Source organism: Pseudomonas sp. EpS/L25 (assembly GCF_001512295.1).
GTDB lineage: Bacteria > Pseudomonadota > Gammaproteobacteria > Pseudomonadales > Pseudomonadaceae > Chryseomonas.
Map to the genome: position 1 here is coordinate 1,002,209 of NZ_LNUP01000002.1, position 15,669 is coordinate 1,017,877.

The window sequence follows — 15,669 nt, forward strand, 5'->3', positions numbered from 1 at the left end:
CACTGCTATGTTGCGTGACCGTCTGGTCAAGCTGAACCGGCGTACCAAGCGAGTCATCCAGGTCGCGGTCGATCTGGTATTGATCTGGATTTCACTGTGGCTCGCCTTCTATCTGCGGCTGGGCTCCGCGCAGATGATCGAGCCCTTCAGTGGCCACGCCTGGTTGTTTCTCACTGCCCCGGCCATCGCCATTCCCCTGTTCATCCGCATCGGCATGTACCGTGCGGTCATGCGTTACCTGGGCAACGATGCGCTGATCGCCATCGCCAAGGCGGTGACGCTCTCGACCCTGCTGCTGTCCGTGGTCATCTACTGGTATCGCGACCTGCCGGAGATCGTGCCGCGTTCGATGATCTTCAACTATTGGATCGTCAGCCTGATCCTCATCGGCGGTTTGCGTCTGGCGCTGCGCCAGTACTTCCTGGGCGACTGGTATCGTGCCATCACCGTACCCTTCATCAAGCAGCCGGACGAACTGCCCCGTGTCGCCATCTATGGCGCCGGTTCGGCGGGCAATCAGCTGATCGCAGCGCTGCGCATGGGGCGGGCGATGCGGCCGGTGGCCTTCATCGACGATGACAAGAGCATCGCCAATCGCATCATCGCTGGCCTCAAGGTCTACACCCCCAAGCACATCCAGCAGATGATCGAAGAGACCGGGGCCGAGGAAATCCTCCTGGCCATCCCGTCCGCCACCCGTGCCCGGCGCCGGGAAGTCCTGAGTCTGCTCGAGCCCTATCCCTTGCATGTCCGTACCGTCCCGCGGATCAGCGATCTTGCCTGTGGCAAGGTGCAGGTCGACGACCTGCAGGAGGTCGATATCGCCGACCTCCTGGGGCGAGATCCGGTAGCGCCTCGACCCGAACTGTTCAGTCGCTGCATCAGCCAGCAGGTGGTGATGGTGACGGGCGCGGGTGGCTCCATCGGTTCCGAGCTGTGCCGGCAGATCATCGGGCAGCGGCCGCGGGTGCTGATCCTGCTCGATCATGCCGAATTCAATCTCTACAGCATCCATCGGGAGCTGGACGCCCATATCCAGCGTGAAGCCCTGCCGATCACCCTGGTGCCCGTCCTGGGATCGATTCGTAACGCTGCGCTGCTGCTGCAGGTGATGCGCCACTGGAAGGTGGCGACCCTGTACCATGCGGCAGCCTACAAGCACGTGCCCATGGTCGAGCACAATATCGCCGAGGGATTCGGCAACAATGTGCTGGGTACACTGAACGCCGCCCAGGCGGCGATCCAGGCGGGCGTGACCAGCTTCGTGCTGATTTCCACCGACAAGGCGGTGCGGCCGACCAATATCATGGGGAGTACCAAACGCCTGGCCGAGATGGTCCTGCAGGCGCTCAGCCGCGAAGCGGCGCCCATACTCCATGGCCAGGCCGACGGCATTCACCAGGTCAATCGTACCCGCTTCACCATGGTCAGATTCGGCAACGTCCTGGGCTCGTCCGGCTCGGTCATCCCGCTGTTCCGTACGCAAATCCGCAAGGGTGGGCCGGTCACCGTGACCCACCCCAAGATCACCCGCTTCTTCATGACCATCACCGAAGCGGCACAACTGGTGATCCAGGCCGGGGCCATGGGCGAGGGGGGCGATGTCTTCGTTCTGGACATGGGCGAGCCGGTGCGCATCGTCGAGCTGGCTGAGCAGATGATCAAGCTGTCGGGCCTCAGCGTGCGTTCTCCTGCCAATCCCCATGGCGATGTGGCCATCGAATTCACCGGTCTGCGGCCTGGCGAGAAGCTCTACGAAGAATTGCTCATCGGCGATGACGTCAGTCCCACCTCGCATCCCAAGATCATGCGTGCCAGCGAAGACTTCCTTGCCTGGGACCTTTTCCGGTCCGCCCTCGTCGAGTTGAGTCGCTCGGTCGATGCCGGCGACTATGTCCGGGTGCGCCAGCTGCTGCGCGACATTGTTGCCGGTTATACACCGGAAGGCGATATCGTCGACTGGTTGCACACCAACCGGTCCATCGATTGACCTTGGGCACTGTCTCAAATCCTGTATTTGAAGCCGAGCACAGAAGCGGCACCCTCTCGTCGCTGAGCTGAACTTTCCTTTTCTGCCACTGTTTAACTCAGGTCTTTGGGCGTGCGGCGTAGGCCGCGGCCCGAGCCAGGGATGGCTGCGCCGTCCTCCGATGTCCTGCGCGCCGGTTCGGGCAGGATGATGTGCAAATCGATATAGGCAGGATTCAGGATGAAGGTACTGGTAACGGGTGGCGCGGGTTTCATTGGTTCCGCCGTAGTACGTTTTCTTATCAACGAAACCCCATGCAAGGTCGCCAACGTCGACAAGCTGACCTACGCCGGTAACGTGGATTCGCTGGCAGACGTCGCGGCGTCCGAGCGCTATGAGTTTCACCAGGTGGATATCTGCGACTTCGGCGCCCTGCAGAAGGTATTCGCCACCTTCCAGCCCGACGTGGTGATGCACCTGGCTGCCGAGTCCCATGTGGATCGTTCCATCGAGGGGCCTGCCGACTTCATCCAGACCAACGTCGTCGGCACCGGCGTGATGCTGGAAGTCACCCGCGCCTACTGGAACGGCCTGGAGCCGGAGGCCAAGGCGGCCTTCCGTTTCCACCACATCTCCACCGATGAAGTCTATGGCGACCTGCACGGCACCGACGACCTCTTCACCGAGACCACCCCCTATGCGCCGAGCTCGCCCTATTCGGCCAGCAAGGCCGGCAGCGACCACCTGGTGCGCGCCTGGGGCCGGACCTACGGTCTCCCGGTGCTGGTGACCAACTGCTCGAACAACTACGGTCCCTATCACTTCCCCGAGAAGCTGATTCCCCACGTCATTCTCAATGCCATCCATGGCAAGCCGCTGCCGGTCTATGGCGACGGTTCCCAGGTGCGTGACTGGCTGTTCGTCGAAGACCATGCCCGTGCCCTCTACACAGTAGTGACCCAGGGCGAGGTCGGTGAGACCTACAACATCGGTGGTCACAACGAGAAGCGCAACCTGCAGGTCGTCGAGACCATCTGTGACCTGCTCGAAGAGCTGGCACCCGAGAAGCCGGCGGGTGTGGAGCGTTATCGCGACCTCATCACCTTCGTCAAGGATCGTCCCGGCCACGACATGAGATACGCCATCGATGCCAGCAAGATCGGTCGCGAGCTGGGTTGGACGCCGGAAGAGACCTTCGAGACCGGCATGCGCAAGACCGTCACCTGGTACCTGAACAATCGTGAGTGGTGGCAGCGGGTACTGTCCGGTGCCTATCGCCTCGAGCGCCTCGGCGAAGCCGTTTAACGATCCTGGCGCGGACAGGCTCCAGGGCGTGTCCGACCGACAGCAACAGTCAATTTTCAGAGGACGATTGCCATGAGCAAATACAAGGGAATCCTGCTGGCCGGTGGCTCCGGTACTCGTTTGCACCCCATTACCCTGGGTGTGTCCAAGCAGTCACTGCCGATCTACGACAAACCCATGATCTACTATCCGTTGTCCGTGCTGATGCTGGCCGGTATCCAGGAAGTCCTGATCATCTCGACACCAGCCGACCTGCCCGGCTTCCAGCGCATGCTGGGCGACGGCAGCCACTTCGGCATGCAACTGAGCTATGCCGAGCAGCCCAGCCCGGACGGCCTCGCCCAGGCTTTCATCATCGGTCGCGAATTCGTCGGCGATGACAACGTCTGCCTGGTGCTGGGCGACAACATCTTCTACGGCCAGCACTTCAGCGAGACACTGCTCAAGGCGGCGAGCGTGGAGAAGGGCGCCACCGTCTTCGGCTACTACGTCGCCGATCCCGAGCGTTTCGGCGTGGTCGAGTTCGACGAACAGGGCAAGGCCCTGAGCATCGAAGAGAAGCCCAAGAAGCCGAAATCCAACTATGCCGTCACCGGTCTGTATTTCTACGACAACGACGTGCTGGACATCGCCGCCAACATCAAGCCATCGCCCCGGGGCGAGCTGGAAATCACCGACGTCAACAACGAGTACCTGCGTCGCGGCTCGCTGAACGTCTCCTTGCTGGGTCGTGGTTTCGCCTGGCTGGATACCGGTACCCACGATGCCCTGCTGGAAGCCGGGCATTTCGTGCAGACCATCGAGAAGCGCCAGGGTCTGAAGGTCGCTTGCCTCGAAGAGATCGCCTTCCAGAAAGGTTGGATCACCTGCGAGCAGATGGCGCTGCAGGCCGAAGCCCTGAGCAAGACTGGTTATGGCCAGTACCTGGCGCGGCTGTGCAAGGAGCAGGACTGATGCAGGTCTTCGAAACCGCGATCCCGGACGTCAAGCTGATCGAACCCAAGGTCTTCGGTGACGACCGCGGCTTCTTCCTGGAGTCCTTTCAGGCGGAGCGCTATGCCCAGCAGGCGGGGATCACCCTGCCGTTCGTGCAGGACAACCACTCGCGTTCCGCCAGGAACGTGCTGCGCGGTCTGCATTTCCAGCGCAGCAAGCCGCAAGGCAAGCTGGTGCGCGTCGTGCGCGGCGAGGTGCTGGACGTGGCCGTCGACATCCGTCGCGGCTCACCCACCTTCGGCAACGTGGTCGCCGAGATCCTCTCGGAAGACAACAAGCGCCAGCTCTGGATACCGCCGGGCCTGGCCCACGGCTTCGTGGTGCTGTCCGAAACCGCTGATTTTGAATACAAGTGCACAGATTATTACGATCCCTCTGATGAAGGGTCTTTGATCTGGAATGATCCGGATCTGAATATCGACTGGCGGGTAACGGATCCCATCCTGTCCGCCAAAGATGCACAAGGACTTCGATTGGCGGAGCTGTATAGATGAAGATACTGGTTACCGGCGCGAACGGTCAGGTCGGGCGTTGTCTGACCGATCGTCTTCAGCGTTCAGAACTGGCATGGGAGGCCCATGGACGTGCCACTCTGGACATCGCTGACGAAGGCTCGGTAACCAGCCATCTCGAGCGATTCGCTCCAGACGTCGTGGTCAACGCGGCCGCCTATACGGCGGTCGACAAGGCCGAGCAGGAGCCGGAGATTGCCGCGCGCGGCAACATCGAAGGCCCCGCGGTCCTGGCGCAGGCCTGTGGTGCAGCCGGTATCGCCCTGTTGCACTTGTCCACCGACTACGTGTTCGACGGGACGGCCACCCAGCCCTACCAGGTGAGCGACCCGGTCAGTCCCGCCGGGGTCTATGGGATGACCAAGCTGGAGGGTGAGAATCGCATCCTCTCGGCGTGCCCGCGGGCCGTGATCCTGCGAACGGCCTGGGTCTTCAGCGAGCACTGCAACAACTTCCTCAAGACCATGCTGCGCCTGGCCGCCGATCGCGACGAACTGCGCGTGGTCGGCGACCAGGTCGGCTGCCCGACCTATGCCGGTCACATCGCCGATGCGCTGCTGGAGATCGCTGGCCAGATCCAGGCAGGTCCTGCGCAGGCGGCCTATGGGCTCTACCATTACGCCGGCGACAGCGGATTGAGCTGGTGCGACTTCGCGCGGTACATCATCGATGCCGGTCAGGAAGTCGGCATGCTGCAGCGCGCACCCCTCATCACCGGGATCACCACCTCCGAGTTTCCCACCCTGGCCATGCGGCCCGCCTATTCGATGTTGGATTCGAGCGCGCTGCAGAGCGCCTTCGGCATCGCGCCGAGCGACTGGCGACAGGGGGTGCGGCAGACCCTGGCCGCGCTCAAGACCGAGCGCGAGCGCGCCGGATCCTTGGTCAGTTGACAGCCTGACGGAGCGCGATAAGCTTTTCGCATTTCACGGTGGAACAGGGAGGTTCCCCTATGAGATTCGTCTGGATCCTCTTCTTTCTCGTTGTCCTGCAGTCCCAGGCCTATGCCTGCGAGCCTGCCGTCGGCGGTCACGCCAAGCCATCCGCCAGTGCCGTGCAGGCACCGCTGAACATCAATGTCGCCGATGTCACCGAGCTGCAGCGCTTGAGTGGTATCGGTGCGGTCAAGGCCCAGGCCATCGTCGATCATCGTCAGGTCCACGGCGCCTTCGCTTCGGTGGACGAGTTGCTCGAGGTCAAGGGAATCGGCAAGGGCCTCCTGCAACGCAATCGTGCGCTGCTGACCGTCGACTGATTCCTGTCGAACTTTAATCGGCTTTTCTTAGGGAATACTCAACTTCTTGTTTTAGCTGGAATTCTAAGTTCTGGCACAGGCATTGCTCTATCTCTGGCACGAGCGGGTACGGCGTCAATTTCCCGTACCAGAGGAGCAGAGCAAATGGTTCAAGGTGTCGAGTTCAATCGGTTGATGCTGGAAATGCGTTCCATGCAGACCGAGGCCATGGCCCGGTCGAAAGCCGTGGCTGCACCCGCCAGCACCGAACAGGTCCAGGGCCCGAGCTTCGCCGACATGCTCAGCAAGGCCGTGGGCTCCGTTGCCGAGACCCAGCAGACCGCCAGCGAGATGGCCAAGGCCTTCGAACTGGGACAGGGCGGTGTCGACCTCACTCAAGTCATGATCGCTTCGCAGAAGGCCAGCGTTTCCGTGCAGGCCTTGACCCAGGTACGCAACAAGTTCGTGCAGGCGTACCAAGACATCATGCAAATGTCGATTTGAGGACGGTCTAGATCATGGCTGACGCTCTTACCAACGCTCCCGTCCCCACCGCCAAACCCGAGGCCGAGGACAAAGCCAAGAAGCCGCTGCTGGGCCTGAGCTTTCTCGACAACCTGTCCGAGATGCCGCTGCTGCGCCAACTGGGCCTGCTCATCGGTCTGGCGGCCAGTGTCGCCCTGGGTTTCGCTGTGGTGCTCTGGACCCAGCAGCCTGACTATCGGCCGCTGTACACCAGCATGAACGGCCTGGACGCCAACCAGGTCCTGCAGGCCCTGGGCGCTGCCGACATCGGCTACAAGGTCGACCCGAACTCCGGCGCCTTGCTGGTCAAGGCCGATGACCTGGGGCGTGCGCGCATGAAGATGGCGGCTGCCGGCATCACCGCCTCCGATGGTAACGTCGGCTTCGAGCTGCTGGACAAGGAGCAGCCGCTGGGCACCAGCCAGTTCATGGAAGCGGCGAATTACCGACGCGGCCTCGAGGGCGAACTGGCCCGCACCATTTCCAGCCTGAACAACATCAAGGGTGCCCGGGTACACCTGGCGATTCCGAAAAGCTCCGTGTTCGTTCGTGACGAACGCAAGCCGAGCGCGTCCGTGCTGGTGGAAATGTACCCTGGCCGTACTCTGGATGCCGGCCAGGTCATGGCCATCATCAACCTGGTCGCCACCAGCGTGCCGGAGCTGGACAAGTCCCAGGTCACCATCGTCGACCAGAAAGGCCAGTTGCTGTCCGACCAGCAGAACATGTCCGAGCTGTCCATCGCCGGCAAGCAGCTGGACTACACCCGCAAGATGGAAGGCTCCCTGACCCAGCGCGTGCAGAACATTATGCAGCCGGTAGTGGGCAGCGGTCGCTTCAAGGCCGAAGTGGCGGCAGACGTCGACTTCAACGCGGTCGAGTCGACCTCCGAGCAGTTCAACCCCGACCAGCCGGCGCTGCGCAGTGAGCAGCAGAACAGTGAGCAACGCCAGACGTCCGGCGGCGGTGCCCAGGGCGTGCCCGGTGCGCTGTCCAACCAGCCGCCCGGTCCCTCCAGCACTCCAGAGCGGGCCAATGCCGGGGCTGCCGGTGGTGGAGCGAACTACATCGCGCCGGGCCAGCCGCTGCGGGATGCCAACGACCAGTACATCTACGACAGCAAGACCAATCTCCCGGCCACCCTGCCGTACCCGACCGACAAGCGTGAGCAGAACACCCGCAACTACGAGCTGGACCGCAGCATCAGCTATACCCGTCAGCAGCAGGGCCGCCTGCGTCGGCTTTCCGTCGCGGTGGTGCTGGATGACCAGGTCAAGGTCGATGCGGCTGGCAAGCTGACCCATACGCCCTGGTCCACCGAAGACCTGGCTCGCTTCACCCGCCTGGTGCAGGACGCCGTAGGCTTCGACGCCAGCCGTGGTGACAGCGTGAGCGTGATCAATGCGCCCTTCGCGCCGGTGCAGCCGGAAGAGATCGAAAGCATTCCCTTCTACCAGCAGTCGTGGTTCTGGGGCGTGGTGAAGCAGGCGCTGGGTGTGCTGTTCATCCTGGTGCTAGTCTTTGGGGTACTGCGGCCGGTGCTGAAGAACCTGTCCGGTGGCAATGCCAAGGACGCCGCCGCGCTGGCCGCTGCCGGTGGTGCCGGCGCCCTGGGTGCTGGTGGCCTGGATGGCCTGTCGGACGATCTGGCCGACGACAAGGTGAGCCTGGGGGGACCGGCACCGCTGCTGCTGCCGAGCCCGAGCGAGGGCTACGACGCCCAGCTGACGGCCATCAAGCAACTGGTCAACGATGATCCGGGCCGTGTAGCCCAGGTAGTGAAGGATTGGATCAATGGCGACGAATGAAGCGCAACTCTCCAAGGTCGAGAAGGCCGCCATCTTCCTCCTGTCGCTGGGCGAAGCCGATGCCGCGCAGATCCTTCGGCACATGGGGCCCAAGGAAGTGCAGAAGGTCGGCACGGCCATGGCGCAGATGCGCAACGTCAACCGCGAGCAGGTCGAGCGGGTGCTGGGCGATTTCATAGAGGTGGTCGGCGACCAGACCAGCCTGGGCGTCGGCGCCGATGGCTACATCCGCAAGATGCTCACCCAGGCGCTGGGCGAGGACAAGGCCAGTGGCCTGATCGACCGGATCCTGCTGGGCGGCAATACCAGCGGCCTGGACAGCCTGAAGTGGATGGAACCGCGGGCGGTGGCGGACGTGATCCGCTACGAGCACCCGCAGATCCAGGCCATCGTGGTGGCCTACCTCGATCCCGACCAGGCGGCCGAGGTGCTCAGCCACTTCGATCACAAGGTGCGTCTCGACATCGTGCTGCGCGTCTCGTCGCTGAACACCGTACAGCCGGCGGCCCTGAAGGAGCTGAACCTGATCCTGGAGAAGCAGTTCTCCGGCAGCGCCAGTACCACCCGTACGGCTCTCGGCGGCGTCAAGCGCGCGGCCGACATCATGAACTACCTGGACAGCTCGGTCGAAGGGCCGCTCATGGACGCGATCCGCGATGCGGACCAGGACCTGTCGGGGCAGATCGAGGACCTGATGTTCGTCTTCGACAACCTCTCGGACGTGGACGACCGCGGCATCCAGGCACTGCTGCGCGAAGTGTCCTCCGATGTCCTGGTGCTGGCGCTGAAGGGCGCCGACGAGGGCATCAGGGAGAAGTTCTTCCGCAATATGTCCAAGCGCGCGGCCGAGCTGCTGCGCGACGATCTGGAAGCCAAGGGGCCGGTCCGGCTGTCCGAGGTGGAAGGGGCGCAGAAGGAAGTTCTGGCGGTCGCCCGGCGCATGGCCGATGCTGGCGAGATCGTGCTGGGCGGCAAGGGTGGCGAGGAAATGGTCTGACCCTTCTCAGGGCCTTTTCAACGTCTCGCGAGCTAGAGACAAACAAGGCCTAGGCGGCCCCACGAAAATAGCTGAGGAAGCGGATCGGACCCGCGCTCGGGTTTACAGGTAGTAAATGAGCATTCCGAAGCCATTTTCAACGCCGTTTGGCCGACGCGCAGCAGACTTTGAACAGGTTCTCAGGGGTTGGCCTGTGCTTTGCTAATGCCCTGTCAGTAGCGGTTTTCTGACGGATAGGTGATGAGCAAAGAATCGGCGAGCGAACTGATCAGGGCGCGGGACCTGGAGGCCTTCGACGTCTGGCGACTGCCGGCCTTCGACAGCTTCGACGAGCCTGCGCAGACGCCTGCGCCCGCCCCCGAACCGGAGCCGCAACCGGAGGCCTCGATCGAGGAGGTGCCGGTCGAGGAAGTCCAGCCGATCACCCTCGAAGAACTGGAGGCGATCCGCCAGGAGGCCTATAACGAGGGCTTCGTGACCGGCGAGCGCGATGGCTATCATGCCGGGCAGCTCAAGGCGCGCCAGGAAGTCGAAGCCGCCCTGGGGACCCGACTGGCCAGTCTGGAAACCCTGATGGGGCATCTGCTCGATCCCATCGGCGAACAGGACCAGGCCCTGGAAGCGGGGATGGTCCAGCTGGTGCGTCACATCGTCCGCGAAGTCATCCAGCGTGAACTCAAGCTCGATTCCAGCCAGCTCGCGCAGGTAGTACGGACCTCGCTCAAACTTCTGCCGATGGGCGCCGAGAACATCCGTATCCACGTCAGCCCCCAGGACTTCGAGCTGATGAAGGCCTTGCGGGATCGGCACGAGGAAAAATGGCGCATCCTCGAAGACGAGGCGCTCATGCCCGGCGGTTGCCGGATCGAGACCGAGAGCAGCGTCATCGATGCCAGTATCGAGACCCGTCTCGCGCAGGCGCTGACGCAGCTGGCCGAACAGCAGCGGCAGCAGGCCACCCAGCCCCAGGACCCCGACTTGCACATCGATATCCAGGAGCCGCCCCATGCGTCTTGACCGCTTGAGTTTCGAACGGCGCCTGGGCGGCTATGAAGAAGCCATCCGGGTCGAGCAGCAGCCGGTGATCGAAGGCCGCCTGCTGCGCATGGTCGGCCTGACCCTGGAAGCCGAAGGCCTGCGCGCGGCCGTGGGCAGTCGTTGCCGCCTGATCAATGGTGGCGGCTACCAACCGGTGGAGGTCGAGGCCGAGGTGATGGGCTTCAATGGCGACAAGACCTTTCTCATGCCGGTGGGCAGTCTGGCAGGCATAGCGCCGGGGGCCCGGGTGGTGCCCGTGCCGGACACCGGGCGCCTGCCGATGGGCATGTCCATGCTCGGTCGTGTGCTGGATGGCCTGGGCAATGCCCTGGACGGCAAGGGCCGCATGCGCGCCGAAGACTGGGTGCCGATGGATGGGCCGACCATCAACCCGCTCAAGCGCGAACCCATTTCCGAACCGCTGGACGTGGGCATTCGCAGCATCAACGGTTTGTTGACGGTGGGGCGCGGTCAGCGCCTTGGCCTGTTCGCCGGTACCGGTGTCGGCAAGAGCGTGCTGCTCGGCATGATGACCCGCCTGACCAAGGCCGAGATCATCGTGGTCGGGCTGATCGGCGAGCGGGGTCGCGAGGTGAAGGAATTCATCGAGCACATCCTCGGCGAGGAGGGCATCAAGCGCGCGGTGGTCGTGGCCTCGCCAGCGGACGATGCACCGCTGCTGCGCCTGCGGGCGGCCATGTACTGCACCCGGATCGCCGAATACTTTCGCGACAAGGGCAAGAACGTCCTGCTGCTGATGGATTCCCTGACCCGCTATGCCCAGGCCCAGCGCGAGATCGCCCTGGCCATCGGCGAGCCGCCGGCCACCAAGGGTTATCCGCCATCGGTGTTCGCCAAGCTGCCGCGGCTGGTGGAGCGGGCCGGCAACGCCGAAAAGGGTGGGGGTTCGATCACGGCGTTCTATACTGTATTGTCGGAAGGCGACGACCAGCAGGACCCCATCGCCGACTCGGCGCGGGGTGTGCTGGATGGTCACTTCGTGCTGTCGCGCAGGCTGGCCGAGGAGGGGCACTATCCCGCCATCGACATCGAGGCGTCCATCAGCCGGGTCATGCCCCAGGTGGTCAGTCCCGAACATCTGCGCAGCGCCCAGCGCGTCAAGCAGCTCTGGTCGCTCTACCAGCAGACCAAGGACCTGATCAGCGTCGGTGCCTATGTGCCCGGTGGTAATGCCGAAACCGATCTGGCGATCGCCCGCTACGCCCCCATGCAGCAGTTCCTGCGCCAGGGGTTGCGCGAAAGCGAGTCGTTGGAACAGAGCGCCGCCAATCTTCAAGCTGTGTTGGGAGGCTGATAGATCATGAAAGGCAGAGCTGAACGCCTGGCACCCGTGGTGGACATGAGCGAGCGCGAGGAGCGCGACGCGGCCCAGCGCCTGGGGCAGTGCCAGCAGCAGCTGGCCCAGGCCGAATTCAAGCTTGGTGAGTTGCAGCGCTACCGCGAGGACTACCAGCAGCGCCTGGTGGTCAATGGCAGCCGCGGCGTCACCGGTCAGTGGCTGATCGGCTATCAACGCTTTCTCAGCCAGTTGGAAGAAGCCATCGGCCAGCAGGAGCGCAATGCCCAGTGGCATCGCGACGTGGTGGCCAAGGCTCGCACCCAATGGCAGGAACGTTATGCGCGCCTGGAAGGCTTGCGCAAGCTGGTCGAGCGCTATCGGCAGGAACAGCGGGTGGTGGAAGACAAGCGCGAACAGAAACAGATGGACGAGTACGCTCAACGCGCGCGCTCGGCCTATCTTTAGAAGGGGCCGTTCGCGCTCCTCGTCCTCCGCTCAGTGAGACCCTGATGTTTTCCACTCATCTCGATCCGGACACGCTCGCCACCCTGCGCGATTGCATGGAGGAGGAGTACGTCGGACTTATCGACACCTTCCTCGCCGACTGCGACGAGCGTATCGCGGCGCTCAAGCGCAGCGTGATCGGTGGCGACGCCGAGCAGGTTCGCCAGCTGGCCCATAGCTTCAAGGGCAGCGCGGGCAACATGGGCGCTGGTCCCCTGGCGCAACTGTGCAAGGACGTGGAGGAGGGCGCCCGCCGCCGTGCCTCGACGGCCGAGCTGGCCATGGGGCTGGCGGCGATCGAGCGCGAGTTCGCCATCGTCCGCATCCTCTTCAAGGTCGAACGTCAGCGCTACGCGACCTGAGCCTCGTCAAAGCGCTGGCGTTTGCAGCTGGCGCGTAACTTGCTAGGTATCGGAAAACCCGTCATTCGGAGCATTCCATGGCCGTCGTGCCCGATTTTCTACTGAATACCGCGACTTCGTCCGCCACCGCCGGAAGGCCCGTGGTCAAGACTCCTCCTGTCCAGGATCGCTCCGTGGCGTCGGAGCGTTTCGCCGACGTCTTCGCCCAGGAACAGCCGCGCGAAGCGGCTCGCAGCGAGAAGCCGCGCGATACCGGCGACACCAGGTCCACCAGCCAGGCGCGCAAGAACGAGCCGGCGCGGGCGCGCGAGGGGGATGATCGGGCGAAGCGCTCCGCCGACGATGACCGTGCCGCCGATGCCAAGCCGACGGACCCGGCGGCAAAGACTGATGAGCAGCCGGCAACCGCTGCCGACGGCGACGGCAAGACCTTGCCGGTCGCCCAGGAGCAGGACAGCCAGGAGCCAGGCGCCACGCAGCTGGATCCACTGTTCCTGCTCGGCATGACTGGCCAGTTCCCGACCCCGGCCGTGACCCCCGTCCCGACGACTCCGGTGGCGACGAGCACCCCGACGGCAGCCACCCAGACCACCGCGACCACCTCCCAGGCACTCGATCCGGCTGCCATTCTTGGCGCGGCGACAGCCCTGGGGACCCAGACATCCGCCACGGGCCTGCCGAGCGCGGCGCTGCCCGGTGCCGCCAAGCCCGGTGACACCGCGATCCAGGACGAGGGTCTGGCGCAGCTGCTTGGCCAGGCTCCGCAGCAGGGACAGGGGGATGCCAACAAGGCGGCCACCACCGCCAACAACCTGGCGGCGCAACTCAATACCCTGGTGCCGGACCCGTCCGCTCCGCCGCCTGGTGCGGACCAGGCCGCCGCGGCGTCCCTGGCCGCGACGCTGGAGCAGGGGGATGCCAAGGATGCGGCGGTCCCGAGCAAGGCGGATGCCTTCGCCGACAAGCTCACCGCGCTGTCGCAATCGCTGAGCACGCCGGCGCAGACCGCTCGCCCCGTCAGCGCCACCGTTCCCGGCCAGGCGCTCAATCCCCAGGCCGGCAACTTCAGCGAGGCCGTGGTCGACAAGGTTATGTGGATGTCCAGCCAGAACCTCAAGACCGCCGACATCCAGATGGAGCCGGCGCAATTGGGCAAGCTGGAGGTACGCATCGACATGACCCAGGACCAGACCCAGGTGACCTTCGCCAGTCCCCATGCGGATGTGCGCGAGGCCCTGGACAATGGCAGCCAGCGGCTGCGGGAACTCTTCGCCCAGCAGGGCATGAATCTGGCCAACGTGAACGTCTCCGACCAATCCTCCGGGCAGGCCTGGCAGCAGTCGCAACAGGGCGGCCAGAGCGATGGTTCACGCCGTGGCCGCGGGGATGCGGCGAGCGGTGGCGAGGAGGAGCCGCTGGCGAGCGTCGGCGAAACCCGTGGCTCCGCGACCCTGGCTGCGCGCAGCCTGGTCGACTACTACGCGTGATGGCGGCCACCGGCCGGCAGGTGACAGCCTCGGCTGCACCTGCTATATCCCCTTCGCATCAATAAGTTAGCCGCGCTGCCCGGCAAGGGTGGCGCTCCGGACAAGGGTCGGTCGAGCGTATATGGCGAAGAAGCAGGCGCCTGCGGCAGAGGGTGCAGCCGCGGAAGGCAAGGGCAAGGGCAAGCTCAAACTCATCATCATCATCGTCGTGGCCCTGCTGCTGGTGATCGGCGCCTCGGTGGGGGCGACCTGGTTCCTGCTCGGCAAGAAGAGCGCCGAGCCCGAGCACGCCGCGGCGGCCGCACCTGCGGCGCCGGTGCACCTGGCGGCGGTCTACCAGCCGTTGCTGCCGGCCTTCGTGGTCAACTACAACGCCGAGGGGCGGCAGCGCTACATGCAGGTGACGGTGACCCTGATGGGGCGCGACCAGGCGCAGATGGATGCGCTCAAGGCGCAACTGCCGCAGGTACGCAACCAGTTGGTCATGCTGTTTTCCGGCCAGGACTTCGCTAGTCTGGTCACCCCGGTGGGCAAGGAGATGCTACGCCAGCAGGCGACCAGCAAGGTTCAGGAGCTGGCGAAGAAACTGACCGGCCAGACCGTTATCGAACAGGTACTGTTCACCAATCTCGTCCTGCAATAGGTACCGCCATGGCCGTGCAAGATCTGCTCTCCCAGGATGAAATCGATGCCCTCCTGCACGGGGTCGACGATGGCATCGTCGAGACCGAGACCGACGTCGAGCCGGGCGCGATCAAGGGGTACGACCTCACCAGCCAGGATCGCATCGTCCGCGGTCGCATGCCGACCCTGGAGATGATCAACGAGCGTTTCGCCCGCTACACCCGGGTCAGCATGTTCAACCTGCTGCGGCGCTCCGCGGACGTGTCCGTGGGTGGCGTGCAGGTCACCAAGTTCGGCGAGTACATCCATTCGCTGTACGTGCCGACCAGCCTGAACATGGTCAAGATGAAGCCGCTGCGCGGTACGGCGCTGTTCATCCTCGACGCTCGGCTGGTGTTCAAGCTGGTGGACAACTTCTTCGGTGGTGACGGCCGCCATGCCAAGATCGAAGGCCGCGAATTCACCCCCACCGAGCTGCGGGTGGTGCGCATGGTGCTGGACCAGTGCTTCATCGATCTCAAGGAAGCCTGGGGTGCCATGCTCGACTGCCAGTTCGAGTACATGAATTCGGAGGTCAACCCGGCGCTGGCCAACATCGTTAGCCCCAGCGAAGTGGTGGTGGTGAGCACCTTCAACATCGAGCTGGATGGCGGCGGCGGCGAACTGCACGTGACCATGCCCTATTCGATGATCGAGCCGATCCGCGAGATGCTCGACGCCGGCTTCCAGTCCGACGTGGACGACCAGGACGAACGCTGGGTCAAGGCGCTGCGCGAGGACCTGTTGGATGTACGGGTGCCGCTGGAGGCGACGGTTGTCCGGCGCCAACTCAAACTCCGCGATATTCTCAATATGCAGCCCGGTGACGTGATCCCGGTGGAAATGCCCGAGGAGATGCTCATGAGAGCCAACGGCATGCCCACCTTCAAGGTCAAGATGGGCGCGCGCAAGGGCAACCTGGCCCTGCAGATTCTCGAACCGGTCAGCCGTAGCCGCTGAACGATACCC

General features: G+C 64.0%; 16 protein-coding genes. All 16 read left to right on the top strand.

Features of this window, described 5'->3' with window-relative positions; all coding sequences use genetic code 11:
• Nucleotides 1-7: 7 nt before the first annotated feature.
• The 16 genes from AR540_RS05680 to fliM all read left to right on the top strand — a co-directional run bounded on the left by AR540_RS05680 (nt 8) and on the right by fliM (nt 15,660).
• A complete protein-coding gene (locus tag AR540_RS05680) occupies nt 8-1,990 on the top strand; it encodes a polysaccharide biosynthesis protein (protein WP_059226844.1) in 1,983 nt (660 codons plus the stop codon).
• 219 nt (nt 1,991-2,209) lie between these two features.
• Nucleotides 2,210-3,274: a dTDP-glucose 4,6-dehydratase gene (rfbB, locus tag AR540_RS05685; RefSeq protein WP_059226845.1), complete on the top strand. Its 1,065-nt coding sequence runs from the start codon at nt 2,210-2,212 to the stop codon at nt 3,272-3,274.
• A 72-nt stretch (nt 3,275-3,346) separates the two neighbouring features.
• A complete protein-coding gene (gene rfbA, locus AR540_RS05690; protein WP_059226846.1) occupies nt 3,347-4,228 on the top strand; it encodes a glucose-1-phosphate thymidylyltransferase RfbA in 882 nt (293 codons plus the stop codon).
• Nucleotides 4,228-4,764 (top strand): dTDP-4-dehydrorhamnose 3,5-epimerase, encoded by a 537-nt coding sequence (gene rfbC, locus AR540_RS05695; protein WP_059226847.1) that lies wholly within the window; start codon nt 4,228-4,230, stop codon nt 4,762-4,764. The genes rfbA and rfbC overlap by 1 nt, the downstream gene beginning before the upstream one ends.
• Complete coding sequence (gene rfbD, locus AR540_RS05700; protein WP_059226848.1) at nt 4,761-5,675, top strand: dTDP-4-dehydrorhamnose reductase; 915 nt, start codon at nt 4,761-4,763, stop codon at nt 5,673-5,675. Before rfbC ends, rfbD begins: the two co-directional genes overlap by 4 nt.
• 59 nt (nt 5,676-5,734) lie before the next feature.
• Nucleotides 5,735-6,037 carry a ComEA family DNA-binding protein gene (locus AR540_RS05705; protein WP_059226849.1) on the top strand — a complete coding sequence of 101 codons (303 nt, stop codon included), beginning with the start codon at nt 5,735-5,737 and terminating at the stop codon, nt 6,035-6,037.
• A gap of 144 nt (nt 6,038-6,181) precedes the next feature.
• Nucleotides 6,182-6,520, top strand: coding sequence for a flagellar hook-basal body complex protein FliE (fliE, locus tag AR540_RS05710; RefSeq protein WP_059226850.1), 339 nt, complete (start codon nt 6,182-6,184; stop codon nt 6,518-6,520).
• 14 nt (nt 6,521-6,534) lie between these two features.
• A complete protein-coding gene (gene fliF, locus AR540_RS05715) occupies nt 6,535-8,349 on the top strand; it encodes a flagellar basal-body MS-ring/collar protein FliF (RefSeq protein WP_059226851.1) in 1,815 nt (604 codons plus the stop codon).
• On the top strand, nt 8,336-9,346 hold the full coding sequence (fliG, locus tag AR540_RS05720; RefSeq protein ID WP_059226852.1) for a flagellar motor switch protein FliG: 1,011 nt from the start codon (nt 8,336-8,338) through the stop codon (nt 9,344-9,346). Before fliF ends, fliG begins: the two co-directional genes overlap by 14 nt.
• A gap of 240 nt (nt 9,347-9,586) precedes the next feature.
• Nucleotides 9,587-10,363, top strand: a complete 777-nt coding sequence (fliH, locus tag AR540_RS05725) for a flagellar assembly protein FliH (protein ID WP_059226853.1) — start codon at nt 9,587-9,589, stop codon at nt 10,361-10,363.
• Nucleotides 10,353-11,699, top strand: a complete 1,347-nt coding sequence (gene fliI, locus AR540_RS05730; RefSeq protein ID WP_059226854.1) for a flagellar protein export ATPase FliI — start codon at nt 10,353-10,355, stop codon at nt 11,697-11,699. The genes fliH and fliI overlap by 11 nt, the downstream gene beginning before the upstream one ends.
• Nucleotides 11,700-11,705: 6 nt before the next feature.
• Nucleotides 11,706-12,149 carry a flagellar export protein FliJ gene (gene fliJ, locus AR540_RS05735; RefSeq protein WP_059226855.1) on the top strand — a complete coding sequence of 148 codons (444 nt, stop codon included), beginning with the start codon at nt 11,706-11,708 and terminating at the stop codon, nt 12,147-12,149.
• 44 nt (nt 12,150-12,193) lie between these two features.
• A complete protein-coding gene (locus tag AR540_RS05740) occupies nt 12,194-12,550 on the top strand; it encodes an Hpt domain-containing protein (protein ID WP_059226856.1) in 357 nt (118 codons plus the stop codon).
• Nucleotides 12,551-12,723: 173 nt separating this feature from the next.
• Nucleotides 12,724-14,037 (top strand): flagellar hook-length control protein FliK, encoded by a 1,314-nt coding sequence (locus AR540_RS05745; RefSeq protein WP_177339190.1) that lies wholly within the window; start codon nt 12,724-12,726, stop codon nt 14,035-14,037.
• 121 nt (nt 14,038-14,158) lie between these two features.
• Entirely contained in the window at nt 14,159-14,680 is a 522-nt protein-coding gene (fliL, locus tag AR540_RS05750) for a flagellar basal body-associated protein FliL (protein ID WP_059226858.1), read from the top strand.
• 8 nt (nt 14,681-14,688) lie between these two features.
• Entirely contained in the window at nt 14,689-15,660 is a 972-nt protein-coding gene (fliM, locus tag AR540_RS05755; RefSeq protein ID WP_059226859.1) for a flagellar motor switch protein FliM, read from the top strand.
• Nucleotides 15,661-15,669: the final 9 nt, after the last annotated feature.